Origin of the sequence: Ascidiimonas aurantiaca (assembly GCF_037646345.1) — a bacterium.
Lineage (GTDB): Bacteria > Bacteroidota > Bacteroidia > Flavobacteriales > Flavobacteriaceae > Ascidiimonas > Ascidiimonas aurantiaca.
Genome location: NZ_JBBEWR010000004.1, coordinates 206,308 through 223,060 on the forward strand (window position 1 = coordinate 206,308; position 16,753 = coordinate 223,060).

Sequence of the window (16,753 nt, forward strand, 5' to 3'; positions counted from 1 at the left end):
GTTTTAGGCTGGTGTACCGGTAGTGTGCTCCTGTTCAAGAAGAACAGTTATTTCCTTTACAAGTGTTTTTTGCAATCCGTTAATATTGATTAATGATCTACCCCATAAAGTGGGATTATCAAGGCTCTTAAAAACTACTTTTTCAATAGTATCGCATTGCCATACACGGGTAAAAAAATCAAGTATTTCAGGCGCGTCCCTAAGTGGGATATCTTGCCCTTTATAATGACCTCTGTAAAAAACCAGTAAGTGTGCCAGAGATCGTACCAGGCCCCTGGGAAGCATACCTTTTTCCTTTTGGTATGCCAGTATCGAGGGAAGTACACGCACTTTAAATTTTGAGATAGCATTAAGGGCAATACTTATTAACTCATGTTGAATAAAAGGATTTTTAAAACGCTCTGTTACAGCGTTGGCAAAAGGTATAAGTTCCTCTTCTGGTTGTGGCAGTGTAGGGAGAATCTCTTCAAAAATTACTTTTTGCATAAAACTCCCTGTAATAGGATCCTCCATGGTTTCTTTAACGGTTTTGATACCTTGTAAGTACCCAATGGGAACCATAGCTGTGTGAGCGCCGTTAAGTACTCTCACTTTTCGTTCGCGGTAAGGAGTGATGTCGTTTACAAAACGTACCTGTAACCCGGCTTCCTGTACCGGAAAGTGAGTGGCAAGACGTTCGGGCCCTTCAATTACCCAAAGATGAAAAGGTTCTGCGGTTACAACCAGGTTATCGTCATAACCCAGTTCGGTTTGAACCTGTTTTATGGTTTTAGAAGGGAAGCCCGGTACTATACGGTCTACCAGAGCGTTGCAGAAAGTAACGTTTGTATCCAGCCATTTTGTAAACTCATGGGGCCATTGCCATAAATCTGTATACCGGAGTACTGCTTCGCGTAACCGGATCCCGTTTTTATCAATAAGCTCACAGGGAATAATAGTTAGTCCGTGGCCATCTCCTTTAAATACGTTAAAACGGCGATATAAAAAAATAGCGAGCTTTCCCGGAAAAGAATCGGGTAATATATCAGGGGTGATATCCTGTTCGTTAAAATGAATACCGGCTTCGGTTGTATTAGAAATAATGAATTCAAGATGCGGATTAGCTGCCTGTTCCAGGTACTCCCTGGGATGGGTGTACGGGTTGATCACTCCTTTTACACAGGTAATAAGACGAATGTCTCTTGTTTTATGTCCGTTTTGCAATCCCTGAAGAATTACGTGGTACAAACCTTCCTGCCGGTTTATGGCGGTTTCCATACCTTTTGCGAGTGGTTGTATTATTTGTACATCTCCATTAAATGATGTTTTTTCATTCATTATATGAATCATCCAGTCGGCAAAGCCTCTTAGAAAATTCCCTTCTCCAAACTGAAGTACCTTTACAGGGCGATCACTATGGGTATTTGTGGTGGTTCGGTTAAGTTTTTTCATGATCGGGAGATGTTGAAGTTAAAATAATCGCGGGCATTGGTATAACAAATATCCTGTACTATTTTACCCAGCCATTTCTCATCAGCCGGTAATTCTCCGTTTTCAACATCTTTTCCTATCAAATTACAAAGTATACGTCTAAAATACTCGTGCCTGGGGAAAGAGAGAAAGCTACGCGAATCAGTAAGCATGCCCACAAAGCAACTCAGGAGGCCCAGATTAGAAAGTGCATTAAGTTGCTTTTCCATACCGTCTTTTTGATCCAGAAACCACCATGCGGCTCCGTATTGTACTTTTCCTTTTATACTACCGTCATTAAAGTTTCCTGCCATAGTGGCCATAACTTCATTGTCTGAGGGATTAAGATTGTAAAGAATGGTTTTACAGAGTTGGTCCTCACGATCCAGCTCATTGAGAAATTGACTCAAACTTTTGGCCTGCGAAAAATCACCAATAGAATCAAAACCGGTATCTGGCCCTAGTTTTTGGAGCATACGTTCATTAGTATTGCGCAGGGCGCCCAGGTGAAATTGTTGTGTCCACCCTTTTTCGTGATACATACGGCACAAATGCAGTAGGGTTTCAAATGTATAATAGTGGATTTCTGTGGGGGTAAGAACTGTTTTGTTCTTTATTTTGTTAAATAGTACTTCGGTATCATAACTTCCGGGTGTAAAATAATACAAACGCTCCAGGCCATGGTCTGACAGTCTGCTGCCTTTTTCATGAAAGTAATCAATACGGTTTTTAAGAGCATCGAGCAAGTCCCGGTAAGAAGTAATCGTAATACCGGATACCTCTTCCAACTGTTCCAAATACCCGAGATAACCGGGAATGTCTTCTACGGCATATGCTTTGTCGGGTCTAAAAGCGGGTAGCAAAGTTATACTGTCAGAGTTGTTTTTCATGGTTTCATGATATTCAAGAGAATCAAGAGGGTCATCGGTAGTACATACGGTTTCTACATGCATCATTTTGAGTAATCCCAGCGTATGATGGCTTTCTTTCTGAAGAAGTGATGAGGTTTTCTCATAAACATCTACCGCAGTTTCCGGTTCCAAAAGTGTATTAATATCAAAGTATCGCAATAGTTCGAGATGTGTCCAGTGATACAGCGGATTTCTCAAAGTGTAAGGAACCGTTGCTGCCCATTTTTCAAACTTTTCACGGTCGCTGGCATCACCAGTAATATATTTTTCAGAAACTCCCAGTGTACGCATAGCTCTCCATTTATAGTGATCCCCTTCCAGCCATACCCGGGTTGTGTTTTTAAAAACCCTGTTTTCGGCTATGTCTTTTGGTGAAAGATGGCAGTGGTAATCAATTATAGGGAGCTTCTCGGCATACTGATAATATAGTTTTTGCGCAAATGAATTTTGCAACAGAAAGTTTTCTGAAATAAAAGGATGATTTGTTTGATGCAATCGATTGCGCTTCGTGTTCATGATTTCTTTACTGCTTTATTATTTATCGTATTTATATGTTAACAGTGGTTTTTAACGAAGAAGCCCGTACTATCAGTTTAGGCTGCAGGACGGTTTTCTGTGGAATTGTTTTTTTAGTACCGGCATTCAGAATATCAAAAAAAAGTTCGGCGGCAGCATGACCCATTTCTACGGGAAACTGTTCTATAGATGTTAACGGAGGATCGCTAAAAGAGGTAAACGGTTCGTTACTAAAACCAGACAAAGCTACTTTTTCCGGTATAGCTATTTTATGTTCCTTTAAAACCTGCATAGCACCCATAGCCGCATAATCACTGGCAGAAAAAATAGCGTCAAATGGTTTTCCTAAAGTAAGTAACTGTTGTGTACACACACGGCCGTCCTCCAGTTGCATATTGCTTTCACAAACCAGTGCCTCATCAAAAGGAATGTTGTGGTCCTTTAACGCTTCCATATATCCGCGATAGCGCTCTTTATAAATGTTTACTCTGTTTATATTGGTAAAGTGCGCAATCTGTTGGCAACCCTGCTTGATGAGGTGTTCTGTAGCCATATAAGCACCCAGAAAATCATCAATAACCACCTGGCTGGTGCCCAGCTCATTAGTGGTACGGTCAAATAATACTAAAGGAATCCCTCTTTTGATTATTTTTTTATAATGATCATAATTTTCAGTGTTTTTCCCCAATGAGGCAATAATGCCATCCACGCGTGCATTGAGAAGTGCATCTACGGTAGCGCTTTCATTGACCACTTCTTCATACGACTGACTCACAACTACCTGGTAACCTACCTGATTAGCAACTTCTTCTACCCCGCGAATGACCGATGAAAAAAAGGCACGGTTTATAGTAGGAACTACAATACCTATTAGCTGGCTTCGCCCGCTCCTCAGTGCGGCAGCAATACGATTGGGCTGGTAATTAAGAGATTTGGCAACATCCAGTACAGCCTTTTTAGTGGCCTCACTAATTCTGGGGTGATTGTTTAATGCTCTTGAAACCGTAGAAGCCGTAATATTAAGCTGCTCTGCAATATCGTGTATGGTCGCCTTTTTAGGTGTCATGTATTTAAAGTGAATGCCGGGTCTTAAGATCCGTTAACGAAGGTAAAAGTAAGGAACTATCTTTTAAAATGATAAAGTTCTTCTTTTTTATTGTAATCGATTGCGCAATTTAATGAATTTTAAAGAATATTGGAAAACAATATTTTTAGAAAATTATCATATTTGTAACTTTTCCTTCAAAAAAATAGCCATTTATAGGTTTTAACGAGCAAAATTTGGTTATTTGATAAATAATTTATAATATGCAATCGATTGCACAAAATTATTGTAATATTCACAAATAACGCCTCATTATTTTAAGAAATGTTACGCAGGTAAATCGGATAAAAAATATAGTATGAAACCAGCAGAACTTTTAGAAAACAGAATCAGAGGGCACACTCATTACATTTTGTTAATTTATCAGAGAAGACCAAACAAAATGTAACACAATAAAAAAACGCAAGATGAAATTATTGAAAAGAACCCGTATATGGTTTTTAGCGCCCATTTTATGGATCGGTTTTTACGGTTTCGCAAATAATGCACCCCATGAATATTACAATTTTGCTATTGAAGAACAACAGGCATTTGTTATTGTAAACGGGCGTGTACTGGGAGACAGGGGAGAAGTACTCCCCGGGGCCTCTGTAGTTATAAAGGCATTAAATCTGGGAACCAGTACCGACCTGAACGGTAATTTTAGTCTGAATCGTGTTCCCACAGGTACGCATACTCTGGAAGTTTCCTATTTGGGATTTAACTCGTATACTACAGAAATCACAGTTGACGGTACTTCTAATATCAATCTAAAAGATATTGTACTTACACCGCAAACTAACCAACTGGGGGAAGTAACGGTAACTGCCAGTCTTGAAGGCCAGCAACGTGCATACAATCAGCAAAAAAATGCCGATAATATTAAAACGGTAGTATCTGCAGATCTCATTAGCCGGTTTCCCGATATCAATGTGGGTGAGGCTATGCAGCGTGTGTCAGGAGTTACTATAGAAAGAGATAATGGTGAGGGTAGTATTGTAAAAATACGGGGAACTCCTCAAAACTTTACTACGGTCTCTATTAACGGAGAACAAATTCCTACCACTGATGAAGGAGGAGGTCGTACCGAATCGCTGGATCTTATCTCGGCAGACCAGTTGGCCTCTATGGAAGTGAGTAAAGCCATTACTCCGGAAATGGACGGAGATGCCGTAGGAGGTGCCATTAACCTGATTACCCCCATGGCCCGAAGTAAAAAAGCACGTTTTAAAGGAAGCCTTGGCGGGGGGTATAACGACCTTTTTGAAAGAGGAAGTCAAATTGCCAAATTAAAATACGATCAACGTTTTGCTGATGATAAGTTTGGGGTGTTGCTGGGAGGAAGCTATTACAATACGGTAAACGGGGAAGAGCGTTTTGAAGCTACTTATCGAAACCGCAGGATAGGTGATTCTGATGATCCCAATTCTTTCAGAGCCAATGTAGTAGATGATTATCGTTTACGCCCGTTACTCAATGAGCGTACCCGAATCGGGCTTAATGCCACTTTTGATTATCGCTTTAATGAAAACTCCAAAATAGTAGTAAAAGCAATTTATAATGATCTGAGAGACGAATCCCTTCGTCGCAGAACCCGTTTTCGTCCCAGAAACAACTATCAGGATCCCTTAAATCCCAATGTAGCCGGAAGTGTAGACAACGGCGATGTGCGTGTGAGAAGAGATATTAACGACAGGGTGATCAACAGGGAGAATATCACTTTCTCATTTGAGGGCGATCATTTACTGGGTACTTTTGGAAAAATAGATTACGGGTTTAATTACACCCGTTCAGAGCGTATTCTTCGCAGCGACCGTTTTGTTTTTAGAGAAAGAGGCCTTGCACTGGAACTTGAAAGAGATGGTGATTTTATTCTGTTCTCGTCCCCCGATTCAAATTTTACGGATTATGATCGGTTTGAGTTTAATGCTTTTCAGCAGGATAAGCCCATTCTCAACAGAGGAGATAATATGGTGGCCCGTCTCAACTTTACTTTCCCTTTTCAATTGGGAAAGAATAACGGAGAGTTTAAAGCCGGAGGAAAATATCGGGAACTGGATAATTTGCGAAGAAGAAACACCATAGAATACACTGGCTTTGACGGGCCCTATAACCTTTCTCAGGTATTGGATGGTTTTGACGGTACCATATTTGATGGAAGATATGACATGGGAAGTTTCCCAGATCCTCAAAGAGCCTTTCAGCATTTTGTAGATAATCAGGGCGCCTACCAACTCGACGAACGAAATACAAAAATCAATAGCGACAGCTTTTTCTTTAATGCCGATGAAGATGTATCTGCAGCCTATGTGCAGGGTAAATTGCAGATCAACGATTTGCGAATACTGGCAGGAGTGCGCTACGAGAATACCAGAGTTCGTTATGATGCGTTGCAGATAAACGATCCGGGTGAAGACAGCAATATGCCGGTAACGTCAACGCCTATTGAAGGCGGTACCGATTATGATTTTCTGTTGCCCATGATACATTTGAGGTATGCTTTATCAGACCGGGCCAACATTCGTTTTGCCTATACCCGCTCGTATGCGCGGCCCAATTTAAGTGATGTGGTGCCTTCGCAGAACATTAATTTTGCCGATCAGATCATAAGCACCGGAAATCCCGATCTGCTGCCTGCCGATGCTACCAACCTGGATCTTCTTTTTGAAAACTACATCCAGGGAGCCGGTGTTATTTCGGGAGGATTGTTTTACAAACGTATCGAAGATTTTATTTTTAATCAGGTATCTGATGTAGAAGGAGGCCAGTTTGATGGTTTCCGAAGCTTTTCACCGGTAAACGGTGATGTCGCCAATTTGTATGGTGCAGAAATAAACTTCTCTAAAAAACTCGATTTCCTTCCCGGGTTTTTATCGGGACTGGGAGTGTATCTTAATTACACCTATGTACAATCAGACAGTAGTTTTGAATTTTTAGTAGAAGATCCCGATACGGGTCAGGAGGTAGTTTCTGTGAGAGATGATGTGCCTTTTGTAGGACAGGCAGACCATGTTTGGAACGCCGCTATCTCTTTTGACCGTGGAGGGTTTAGCTCACGAATATCACTCAACTATAACGGCTCTTCCTTATTGAGCTTTGCCGACGATCCCGAACTGGATTTTTTCCTGGATGAACGTTATCAGTTAGATATCAATGCTTCTCAGAAAATTACCGACCAGTTAACCATTTTTGCCGAGTTTGTAAACCTTACTAACGACCCAAATGTACAATACCAATCCGTAAGAAGTCAGGTGGTGAATTATGAATTGTATAGCTGGTCCGCCAGGTTTGGTATTAATTTCAAATTTTAAGATAATGAAAAATACAATATATCCTTCCGTTAAGAAAGTAGCTGCGCTCATTGCTGTTTTTCTGCTTTTTACGGCCTGTAGTAATGACGACGATACCGTTGAGCCCCCCTTATATTTTAGTCCCAATGTGAGTCTGGATATCACTTCCGGAGAATTTGGAGTGGGACAGATCATAACCGTTGAGGTATCGATGCTGGCTTCGGGCCTTTTAAATACGCTTACCATTTCGGCAGGTAATACAGTACTTGAAAACATCACTTATGGTGATACCGGGGATCAGGACTTTCGCTTTTCTTTTCAGGTACCACCCGAATGGCTGGGTACGGTGCAAACCATAGCATTTACAGTTACCGATAAACAGGGGCAGCAAGCTACAACAAATTATACGGCTACAGTCTCTCAAATAGAACCGCAATATACCATAGATGATATAACTCTTAACGGTGTTGATTTTCGCCAGATTACCGGGAACGTCAATTTTGATGAAACTCTTGATAATGATACAAACTGGGTGCTTAACGGTTCAGTAGAAGTAGACCAGCAAACTACGCTTACCATTGAAGAAGGAACTACCGTTTACGCCCTAAACGGAGATACAGAACTCGACATAAAAATAGGAGGGACTTTACTGGCAGAGGGAACTCTGGAAAATCCTATTGTTTTTACCAGTCTGGCAAATGCTCCGGGGCAATCGGGAACACCTGATGCCGGAGACTGGATAGGGGTTACTTTACGAGGAAATGACACACCGGACGACAGTTCGGGTATACTCACCTATGTACGAATAGAATATGCAGGTAATGATGATGATGCCTTTCAGCTTCGCCAGGTAGGCGGAAATACAGTGATTGATTATCTACAGGTATTTGATGTAGATGATACCGGTGTTCGTATTCGAGGAGGTTCGGTAAATCTGAAGCATCTGGTAGTGGTAAAGCCCGATAGTCGCTGTGTGCGGTATGGAGAAGGCTGGACTGGCAACGGTCAGTTCTGGGCCCTGGCCACCAGTACCGATAGCAGAGCCATAAACGGTACCGATGACAATGCAGTGCCACAATCCAATCCGCTTTTGTCCAATATTACCGTTGTAGGAGCCAATATAACCGAAGGTACCCCAGGTGTAGGTGAAGGTGTGCGTATGCAGGATGGTGCCAACGGAAGGTATTACAATACCGTTCTTCTGGGCTTTGATGTATCTTTCCGGGTTCGGGACGGTGGAGAGATCACCATGCGCAACTGTGCTGTTTTTAACAATGGTGAGAACGGAGATGATGACGGGTTACACAGCAGTGTACGGAATCAATACCGCGAAGCATCCAACAATAATTCAGAAGACCCTTTTACAATTACTGATACCTTTGTAGGAGTCTCCACAGCCAATTCTTCCAATGCATTGTCTTTGGGAAGCTTTTTTGAAGGCGTTAATTATGTAGGAGCAGTTCCGGCAGATGATGACTGGACCCTGGGATGGACCCGTAATTTTGACGGCTCTTTCCGGGAATAAATATAAAAAAAAGCAATAGTTAGTTAGCTAAATTGAAATGACCTGAATGAACCGGAAACAATTCATAAAGTCTGTTTCGATGGCAACCCTGGCAACAGGGTTGCCTTTTCCCATTATGGCAGTTGCCCGTAACGCGAATAGTAAAGAAAACAGCGAGTATTTTAAGGATCTGAAAAGTAATCCTGATTTTACCATTGCAGAGATCAGAACCTTTTTATTAAAAAAAGCACTATTTGTTCGTGTTACCCTTAATAATGGAGTAACAGGCTGGGCAGAAGCCATGCCCAATGATCGAAGAACCTCCCGAACGCTTATTGAGAAAACCCTGAAAGACTATTATCTGGGAACCAATGCTTTCAATGCCGAAGCTACCTGGGACAAAACTATTTATTCTGAATACGATCTGGGGCCGGGGGGGTTGCTTACCTATTCCATAGCAGGAATAGACTGTGCCTTATGGGATGCTATGGGAAAAGTTACCGGTAAACCCGTGTATGAACTTTTAGGAGGAAAAGTACGTGACACCATTCCTATTTACGGAAGTTTTACCCGCGATGTATATCCCACTCCCAAAGAAGCGGCTCAAAAGGCAAAACAATTAGTAAATGAGGGCTATAAGACCCTGAAGTTTAGAATGCGTTGGGGTCTGGAGAACAGAGACCCTGCCAATGATAATACGGTTGCCTTTGCCAGCACCATTCGTGAGGCTGTAGGAGATGCCGTTCAACTTGCTTTTGATGCCAATATGGGTTACTCAGTTCCCAGAGCCATTGAAATGGGGAAACAACTGGAACCTTTGGGGCTGGCATGGTGGGAAGAACCCGTAGCCCCGTATGATTACGAGGCCATTAAAAAGGTAATAGCACATGTAAATATACCCATTGTTTTTGGAGAGCACGCCTATACGGTACACCAGGTAAAACACCTCCTTACCTATGGAGGGTCGTGGGCTATTAATCCCGACCTTTTAAAATGTGGCGGATTCACAGGAGGTAAACGTATAAGTGATTTTATCGCAGAAAGAAATGTAAAGCTCTCAGCTCACAATTCACGCCCTTCACTAAGCACTGTGTGTATGCTACACTGGATAGCTACTGCCAAAACAGCCACGTTGGCCCAGGAGTTTGCAGGAAGAGAAAAAGCTCCCAAAGCTTTTGATACCCTCACCCATTTTCCCGAATTTAAAAATGGCACTTTTACCATAAGCGACCGCCCGGGTCTTGGGGTAGAAGTAGACGAAGATAAGGTGACATTTTATGACAAAAAATATTCGTAAGTACATCAGGAATATGAGAATACTTAAAAAAAGAAGTACCACTGCCGGTATAACCATCATCATGATTTGGATACTCTGTACGGCATGCAATAGTAATCATGTATACACCATTACCGATTTTGGCGCAGTTCCCGATGGGAAAACACTCAATACAAAAGCCATTCAGGAAGCTATAGACAGAGCAATAGCAACAAAAGGCACCGTTCGTGTCCCTGCCGGTACTTTTTATACAGGTAGTCTTGTTTTGGGTCCTCATATTACCCTGCAACTTGATGAAAATGCAGTTCTTCTTGCCTCTTCCGATATGAAAGACTATGCGCATAAACACTTTATTCATGCTCCGGAGGCAGATAACCTCATCATACAGGGAAAAGGTACCATTAACGGTAACGGCACCTCTTTTTTCGATAAAAACTGGAAGTATACTGAGCGTCCCCAACCATGGATCGTGATAGAAAGTGCCCGAAATATTTCAGTATCCGGTATAACCCTTACCAATAGTCCGTCGCATTGCCTGGTATTTGAGCATTGTATCGGTGTGAAAGTAGAAGGTATTCAAATTAACAATCACCCGAGAAGCCCAAATACCGATGGTATAGATATCACCAATACCAAAAATGTAACCATAAGTAATTGCCGTATTTCTACCGGAGATGATGCTATTTGCATCAAAAACAAATCCAAAGTACCTGTTGAAGAGAACAACATCCTTAAAAATAAGATTACAGAAAATATTACCGTTACCAATTGCTTTTTAGAGAGTGACGATGCAGCTTTAAAACTGGGTACCGGTTCCGGGAACCTAACCCGTAATTGTACCTTTAGCGATATCCAAATTACCAATACCCGTTACGGGATGGCTCTTTTTATGATGGACGGAGGTACCTATAGCGATATCACGTTTAAGGACATTTCCATTGAAACCGGAGGGCGCCAGAAAGATGCGTATGCCTTGTTTATGGATATTCACCAACGAACCGAAGAATCACCTCCGGGAGAAATTACCAATATCTCTTTTGAGAATATTGATATCACCACTAACGGACTCCTTTACATTTCCGGTCACCCCGAACAGAACATTGGCAGGGTTGCCATAAAGAACATGAAAGTTCGTGTACCTTTTGCCGATAATACAGTTGCAGAAAACTGGAAAAAACCCAAAGGGAATAAAAAGATCAAACAATGGGCGGGAACTGCGAATTATGTGCAGGCTCCCGGCACATTCATTGTTGCACATACAGATCATGTAACTATGAATAACATGCATATAGTGCATGAAGAAGGTGCTATGGAAAGGCATGCCCTGTACTTTGTAGATGTGCAAAAAGCAGATACTGTAAATATTAGGGGGAATGCCCTTTACAAAGAAACATTTATGTACCAAATAGCGGAATAATGAGAACCTGCCTTTCCTTTTTAGTAATCGTATTATTTTTTATAGCGCAGGCCTGTGCCCAGAAAGAAGTGCTCGTTCTTAAAGAAAGTTATAAAGACCGAATCAAAACATCATTGCAACATGCCATTGACCATGCAGGAGAAACTGTTTTGAACAGAGAAGGCAGGGCAAGGGGAGATTATGAGCTTATTTCAGGGAAATGGCTTGAATATGAACCGGCATGGCACACCGGCCAGATCATACAGGGGCTGCTGGAAGCGTATAAGGTGACTGGTAATGAAAAGGCACTTACCCATGCGGTAAGAGCCGGAAAGTGGTGGGCAGGATTACAATTTCCAGAGGGGCATACACTGGAGGGATATATGAATGCCGTACATGGAGCTTCCGTAGGAAACCTTATCAATACCACTACCATAACCGATGGTACTCCGGGGCTGTTTATGCTCAGTGAAGTAACGGGTGATAAAACGTATGCGCAGGTAGCATCATCCGCCGGCAAATGGATATTAGAGTATCTGTATCTTCCTGAACACCGACTCAGTTACAATATTGTAGACCCGGTTTCCGGGGAAATATGGAAAGATAAAAGTCCGCATAAGCAACATCAACAAGGTACTGTTACCATCAAAATGGTAGCAAGACCCAACGCAGAGGGATATTTGTGGAAAGACATGTATGAATTTCTGGGTGAAGACCGCTATAAACAGGCTTTTCTTGAAATTTGTGACGGACTGGTAGAGAGTCAGTCCCAAAACGGTTTCTGGATGGATTTTGAACCCAATGATCCGAAAACCGGAAAAATACATGCGCGTTTTAATACCTGGAACGCAGAAGCGCTTCTCGAAGCATATACCCTTACCGGCATAAAAAAATATCGGGAGGCCGCTACCAGAACTGCGGTGGGGCTTACCACTCTGCAACAGGACAACGGCGTGATCTATTATATTAGTTATGCCGACGGGACATTTGATGAACGTTCTCCCTGTGGTTCCGGCACTTCATTTGCAGGCATATTATGGCTGCGGCTTTTTGAGCTCGGAGATACCCGTTTTGGACCCCACATTAAAAAAGCACTGGATTTCACTCTGAAAAATCAGTTTTCAGAAACACATCAGGACGAAAATCTGGCAGGAGGCTATTTTGAGATACGCCAGAAATCCAATAGCAAAGGGCGCATGAAAATACTGGTACGCGATATCGCTACCGCTTTCGGGCTCCGGTTTTTAAGCAATGTATACCAAAATGCTTTTGCGCCATGAAGAAACTTTTTTTTCTGGGTATTCTCATGATCCTGTCTGGGTGTTTAACTCCCCAAAGCAAAAATAAAAAGTTCACGCCGGAGGTTGCACGGGAACAGGCATTTCAGGCATGGAACGATACGTTACCCGAAATCCTTAAAAAAATAGTTCCTCCCGTATTTAAAGATACCGTATATCTTATTTCAGATACCCTAAACTTCAGAGAAAAGCTAAATACCACCATTCAGGAAGCTTCTCAAAATGGCGGGGGTGTTGTAAAAGTACTTCCCGGCACTTATTTTGTGAAAGGCCCAATACGTATGAAGTCAGATGTAAATCTTAAGTTGAGTGAAGGTGCACAATTAGTGTTTTCTGCCCACCCAGATGATTATCTTCCCGTGGTAAAAACACGCTGGGAAGGTACATTTTGTCTCAATTATTCCCCACTTATTTATGCTCTGGGAGAAAAAAATATCGCTATTACCGGAAAAGGAAGTATACACGGGCAGGCAGCTTCGTTTTTTCACAGCTGGAAACAAAAGCAAAAAAATGATAAAAAGCGACTTCGTAAAATGGGAAATGACCAGATACCCCTTGAAGAACGCGTTTTTGGAAAAGGACATTTTCTCAGGCCGTCCGGTATAGAGTTTATAGAGTGTCGCAACATTCTTTTAGAAGATTTTCAAATAAAAGAGAGCCCGTTTTGGACCATTCACCCGGTATTGAGTGAAAATATTACCATACGAAAACTCCGTATCGATGCCGGAACGACCAATGACGATGGTATTGATCCCGACAGTTGTAAAAATGTACTCATTGAGAACTGCCATATTACCACACATGATGACTGCGTAGCCATAAAAGCCGGGCGCGACCAAGATGGCTGGCAATATCCGGGATCTTCGAATATAGTAGTTCGCAACAATACGTTTCGTACCAAAGTAGGGAGTGGGTTTTGTATAGGTTCCGAAATGTCTGGTGGCGTGCACAATATTTTTGTAGAAAACAATACCATTGTTAGTAATAAACACGCCTTCAACTTTAAAAGTAATCCTGATCGTGGCGGATTTATGAAGCACTTATATATGCGCAATATGCAAATTGACAGTGCCCGGTACGGCCTTGCATTCACTACTGATTACAAAGGGTGGCGAGGCAACAATTATCCTACCGCTTATTCCGATTTTTTTATTGAGAACATCACCTTCAATTCAGTAGGAGAGGTTCCCGTGAGTATTACCGGTTTAGCGCAGAAACCCATTGAGCGGGTATATATTCACAGGCTTACTGTTAAAAAAACAGATAGCGCTTTAAAAAAGATACACACAAAAGATGTTTTGTTAGATCATGTAATTATTAATGGTGAAAAAATAGACCCATGAACCGGCACACCCTATCGCTTTTTCTTTTTTTAATAACCCCGTTTTTATGGGCGCAGCAACCTGTGGCCGGAGGGCTCCAGGCAGATAAAACACTCATTATAACTCCTGAAGGGATCGTTAATGAGAACCCCTTAACGTCCAAAAAACTAGGGTACAAATTATTGGACGACCCTAATTTTGATTATGAAATAGCACCCCGGTTGCCGGAGGATATACACTGGATTGCCGGTTTTAACCTCCCATTTAAAGAAGGTGCCACCACCAATCTTTTCTTTTATGACAGCTGGGTAGGTACTTCCAAAAACATACGTACCAATGCCCGCAAGCGAAAATTCCCCAACGACATTACCCGCCTCGTAAAATCAAATGCCTATCATATCGCCATACAGCGGGAATTTATGGTTGAAAATGAAACCTATATGCTGGTGATTTCTCCTAAGAAGCAAAAAGTAATCATTGAATTGCCTGAATCCATCTTTAAAACCAACCGTGTACTTACGTATGATATGGATGCCTGGGAAGCCAAATTTATACACATAGTTATACCTCCCGAAGAGCATACCGTAGTAATGTGGGACGAAGAAAATACGCGTAGCACCCTTCCTTTAAAAGAGAACTGGCAATTTGTATATAGAAAGAAGAGAGAACCGGGAGATGTAACTGACTGGTTTGCAAATAACCCCTTCAAAAAAGGAAAAGAAACCATTCAAACCGTAAGCGTACCCCATGTGTTTGAGTATTATTCCCATTTTGATAACAGGAACTTTAAAGATACCCTGGATATTACCGAAATGTATGCCCGCGGAACCGGTTGGTACCGTATAGAATTCCCGGCAGATGCTTCCTGGAAAGAGAAATATGTAAAACTTGATTTTCTGGGTGCCAATACCCGAACCGATGTATGGCTCAATGGGGTGTATCTGCGTAAACACGAAAACGGATATACCGGTTTTCATCACGGGATCGTAGAGCATCTCCGCTATGACCAACCCAATGAATTGATCGTTAGAGTAGATAACCGTTACCATAAAGAATACCTGCCCCATACGGCCGACTACAATGCACAGGGAGGGCTCTACAGAGAAGTGCGTGTACAGGCACAGCACAAAAGCTTTGTAAAAGATGTGTTTATAACCACTCCCAAAGTATCTCCCGTAAATGCAGACGTACAGGTAGCACTGACCCTTCGCAATATGAGCTGGAAAAACGCCCGTTACCGGGTACGTACCAATCTGGTAAATCCGTATAACGAAATAATAGCATCTTCCATACAATCCATTACCTTACCTGCTACTTCTAAAACATTTTCTCTGCAAAAAGAATTTAACAACATTAAAAACCCGATGCTTTGGGGGCCGGATCATCCCCATCTGTATAAAGTAGTAGTTAGTCTTACAGATGAGCAGGGAGTTACTATAGACCAGACAAGTGATCACTTTGGCATGCGTTTTTTTCACTTTGATAAAGATGAAGGCTTTTTTCTAAATGGAGAGCCGTTAAAGCTTCACGGCGTAAACGTTCATCAGGACAACTACCGGCAGGGGTGGGCCATAGACAGTATTTCGCGAAAAAAAGACTATCTTCTTATGAAAGCCATGGGTGTGAATTTTATTCGTATGGCCCATTATCCGCATCATCCGCATGCTTTACATCTGGCCGACTCTCTGGGTATGATGGTTTGGGAAGAGATTCCCGTAGTAAATTCTGTAGGAGAGGCCGCATTTATTAAAAACGTAGAAAAAACCACCAGAGCCATGGTGCTCAGGGATAGAAACCATCCCTCAGTTATTATGTGGGGCGTAGGCAATGAATACTATAGAGAATACCTTACCGACGAAGTAATTGACTGGTCCTTAAAATCTACCAAAGCAGCTATTGAGGTGGTAAAAGAATTTGATACCACCCGCCCAACCGTTATGGCACAGAACGACCTTAAAGATGATAAAGCCATGTCACTAGTAGATTTGCAGGGGCGTAATAAATACATTGGCTGGTATACCGGTGGTAGCGCCTACCGCGGACTCACCCAACCGGAAGAGATAGTACAATCACTGCAATACGACCGTGAGGAACATCCCGAATGGAAGATTATAGTCTCCGAGTACGGCGCCGAGGGCAAATACGGATATCATGTGAATGATCCGCAACGTTTTGATCATTCCGAAACCTATCAGCTACACTTTCATAAAACCTATTGGCAGTTTATTAAAAAAACCAGGTGGATAGCCGGAAGTACCCTTTGGAATATGTTTGATTTTGTAAGCTTTGCCAAAGTAGGGAATATACCTCATATTAACCAAAAAGGGGTGATGACCTACCACCGGAAGCCCAAATCCCTTTATTACTACTATCAAAGTCAGTGGACTGAAAAGCCTATGGTATACATAAACAGTCATACCCATCTGCATCGTACAGGGAATCCTTCCCAAAAACAAACCATAGAAGTTTTTAGTAATTGTGATACCGTTACCCTGTATGTAAACAATACCAAAGCAGGTACCTTATCTCAACAGGAAGAATGGATATGGCAGGTACCCTTAAAATTAGGGTTTAACTTTTTAAAAGCCGTAGGTACCAAAGACGGACAAACAGTAGTCACTACACTCAAAATACATTTTTCCAATGAGGTAGCTGTTGAAAAGAAAGTACAGGGGAATGACTCAGATTAGCGCAAAGTTTTATATTT

General features: G+C 42.0%; 10 protein-coding genes. 7 read left to right on the forward strand and 3 right to left on the reverse strand.

The window, feature by feature from the left end; all coding sequences use genetic code 11:
- Positions 1-3: 3 nt before the first annotated feature.
- Genes WAO84_RS06000 through WAO84_RS06010 form a run of 3 tightly spaced genes read right to left on the reverse strand, consistent with a single transcriptional unit; the run spans position 4 to position 3,942 of the window.
- Positions 4-1,431: a tagaturonate reductase gene (locus tag WAO84_RS06000; protein ID WP_340064399.1), complete on the reverse strand. Its 1,428-nt coding sequence runs from the start codon at positions 1,429-1,431 to the stop codon at positions 4-6.
- The gene (gene uxaC / locus WAO84_RS06005; RefSeq protein ID WP_340064400.1) at positions 1,428-2,876 is read right to left on the reverse strand and encodes a glucuronate isomerase; all 1,449 of its coding nucleotides are present in this window, start codon (positions 2,874-2,876) and stop codon (positions 1,428-1,430) included. Before uxaC ends, WAO84_RS06000 begins: the two co-directional genes overlap by 4 nt.
- Before the next feature lie 31 nt (positions 2,877-2,907).
- Positions 2,908-3,942: a LacI family DNA-binding transcriptional regulator gene (locus WAO84_RS06010; RefSeq protein ID WP_340064401.1), complete on the reverse strand. Its 1,035-nt coding sequence runs from the start codon at positions 3,940-3,942 to the stop codon at positions 2,908-2,910.
- Positions 3,943-4,388: 446 nt separating this feature from the next.
- Here WAO84_RS06010 and WAO84_RS06015 point away from each other — a divergent pair, with 446 nt between their 5' ends.
- The 7 genes from WAO84_RS06015 to WAO84_RS06045 all read left to right on the forward strand — a co-directional run bounded on the left by WAO84_RS06015 (position 4,389) and on the right by WAO84_RS06045 (position 16,736).
- Positions 4,389-7,271, forward strand: coding sequence for a TonB-dependent receptor (locus WAO84_RS06015; protein ID WP_340064402.1), 2,883 nt, complete (start codon positions 4,389-4,391; stop codon positions 7,269-7,271).
- 4 nt (positions 7,272-7,275) lie between these two features.
- Positions 7,276-8,775: a hypothetical protein gene (locus WAO84_RS06020; RefSeq protein WP_340064403.1), complete on the forward strand. Its 1,500-nt coding sequence runs from the start codon at positions 7,276-7,278 to the stop codon at positions 8,773-8,775.
- A 79-nt stretch (positions 8,776-8,854) separates the two neighbouring features.
- On the forward strand, positions 8,855-10,051 hold the full coding sequence (locus tag WAO84_RS06025) for a mandelate racemase/muconate lactonizing enzyme family protein (RefSeq protein ID WP_340064404.1): 1,197 nt from the start codon (positions 8,855-8,857) through the stop codon (positions 10,049-10,051).
- Between the two features lie 13 nt (positions 10,052-10,064).
- Entirely contained in the window at positions 10,065-11,447 is a 1,383-nt protein-coding gene (locus WAO84_RS06030) for a glycoside hydrolase family 28 protein (protein WP_340064405.1), read from the forward strand.
- Entirely contained in the window at positions 11,447-12,706 is a 1,260-nt protein-coding gene (locus WAO84_RS06035; protein ID WP_340064406.1) for a beta-L-arabinofuranosidase domain-containing protein, read from the forward strand. Before WAO84_RS06030 ends, WAO84_RS06035 begins: the two co-directional genes overlap by 1 nt.
- Positions 12,703-14,067 carry a glycoside hydrolase family 28 protein gene (locus WAO84_RS06040; protein WP_340064407.1) on the forward strand — a complete coding sequence of 455 codons (1,365 nt, stop codon included), beginning with the start codon at positions 12,703-12,705 and terminating at the stop codon, positions 14,065-14,067. The genes WAO84_RS06035 and WAO84_RS06040 overlap by 4 nt, the downstream gene beginning before the upstream one ends.
- Positions 14,064-16,736 (forward strand): glycoside hydrolase family 2 protein, encoded by a 2,673-nt coding sequence (locus WAO84_RS06045; protein WP_340064408.1) that lies wholly within the window; start codon positions 14,064-14,066, stop codon positions 16,734-16,736. The genes WAO84_RS06040 and WAO84_RS06045 overlap by 4 nt, the downstream gene beginning before the upstream one ends.
- Positions 16,737-16,753 lie beyond the last annotated feature (17 nt).

Excerpts from the sequence above, each read along its gene's own strand:
- WAO84_RS06020 (WP_340064403.1), top strand. The coding sequence starts at position 7,276 with ATGAAAAATACAATATATCCTTCCGTTAAGAAAGTAGCTGCGCTCATT.
- WAO84_RS06045 (WP_340064408.1), top strand. The coding sequence starts at position 14,064 with ATGAACCGGCACACCCTATCGCTTTTTCTTTTTTTAATAACCCCGTTT.
- WAO84_RS06000 (WP_340064399.1), bottom strand. The coding sequence starts at position 1,431 with ATGAAAAAACTTAACCGAACCACCACAAATACCCATAGTGATCGCCCT.
- uxaC (WP_340064400.1), bottom strand. The coding sequence starts at position 2,876 with ATGAACACGAAGCGCAATCGATTGCATCAAACAAATCATCCTTTTATT.
- WAO84_RS06040 (WP_340064407.1), top strand. The coding sequence starts at position 12,703 with ATGAAGAAACTTTTTTTTCTGGGTATTCTCATGATCCTGTCTGGGTGT.
- WAO84_RS06035 (WP_340064406.1), top strand. The coding sequence starts at position 11,447 with ATGAGAACCTGCCTTTCCTTTTTAGTAATCGTATTATTTTTTATAGCG.
- WAO84_RS06010 (WP_340064401.1), bottom strand. The coding sequence starts at position 3,942 with ATGACACCTAAAAAGGCGACCATACACGATATTGCAGAGCAGCTTAAT.
- WAO84_RS06030 (WP_340064405.1), top strand. The coding sequence starts at position 10,065 with ATGAGAATACTTAAAAAAAGAAGTACCACTGCCGGTATAACCATCATC.
- WAO84_RS06025 (WP_340064404.1), top strand. The coding sequence starts at position 8,855 with ATGGCAACCCTGGCAACAGGGTTGCCTTTTCCCATTATGGCAGTTGCC.
- WAO84_RS06015 (WP_340064402.1), top strand. The coding sequence starts at position 4,389 with ATGAAATTATTGAAAAGAACCCGTATATGGTTTTTAGCGCCCATTTTA.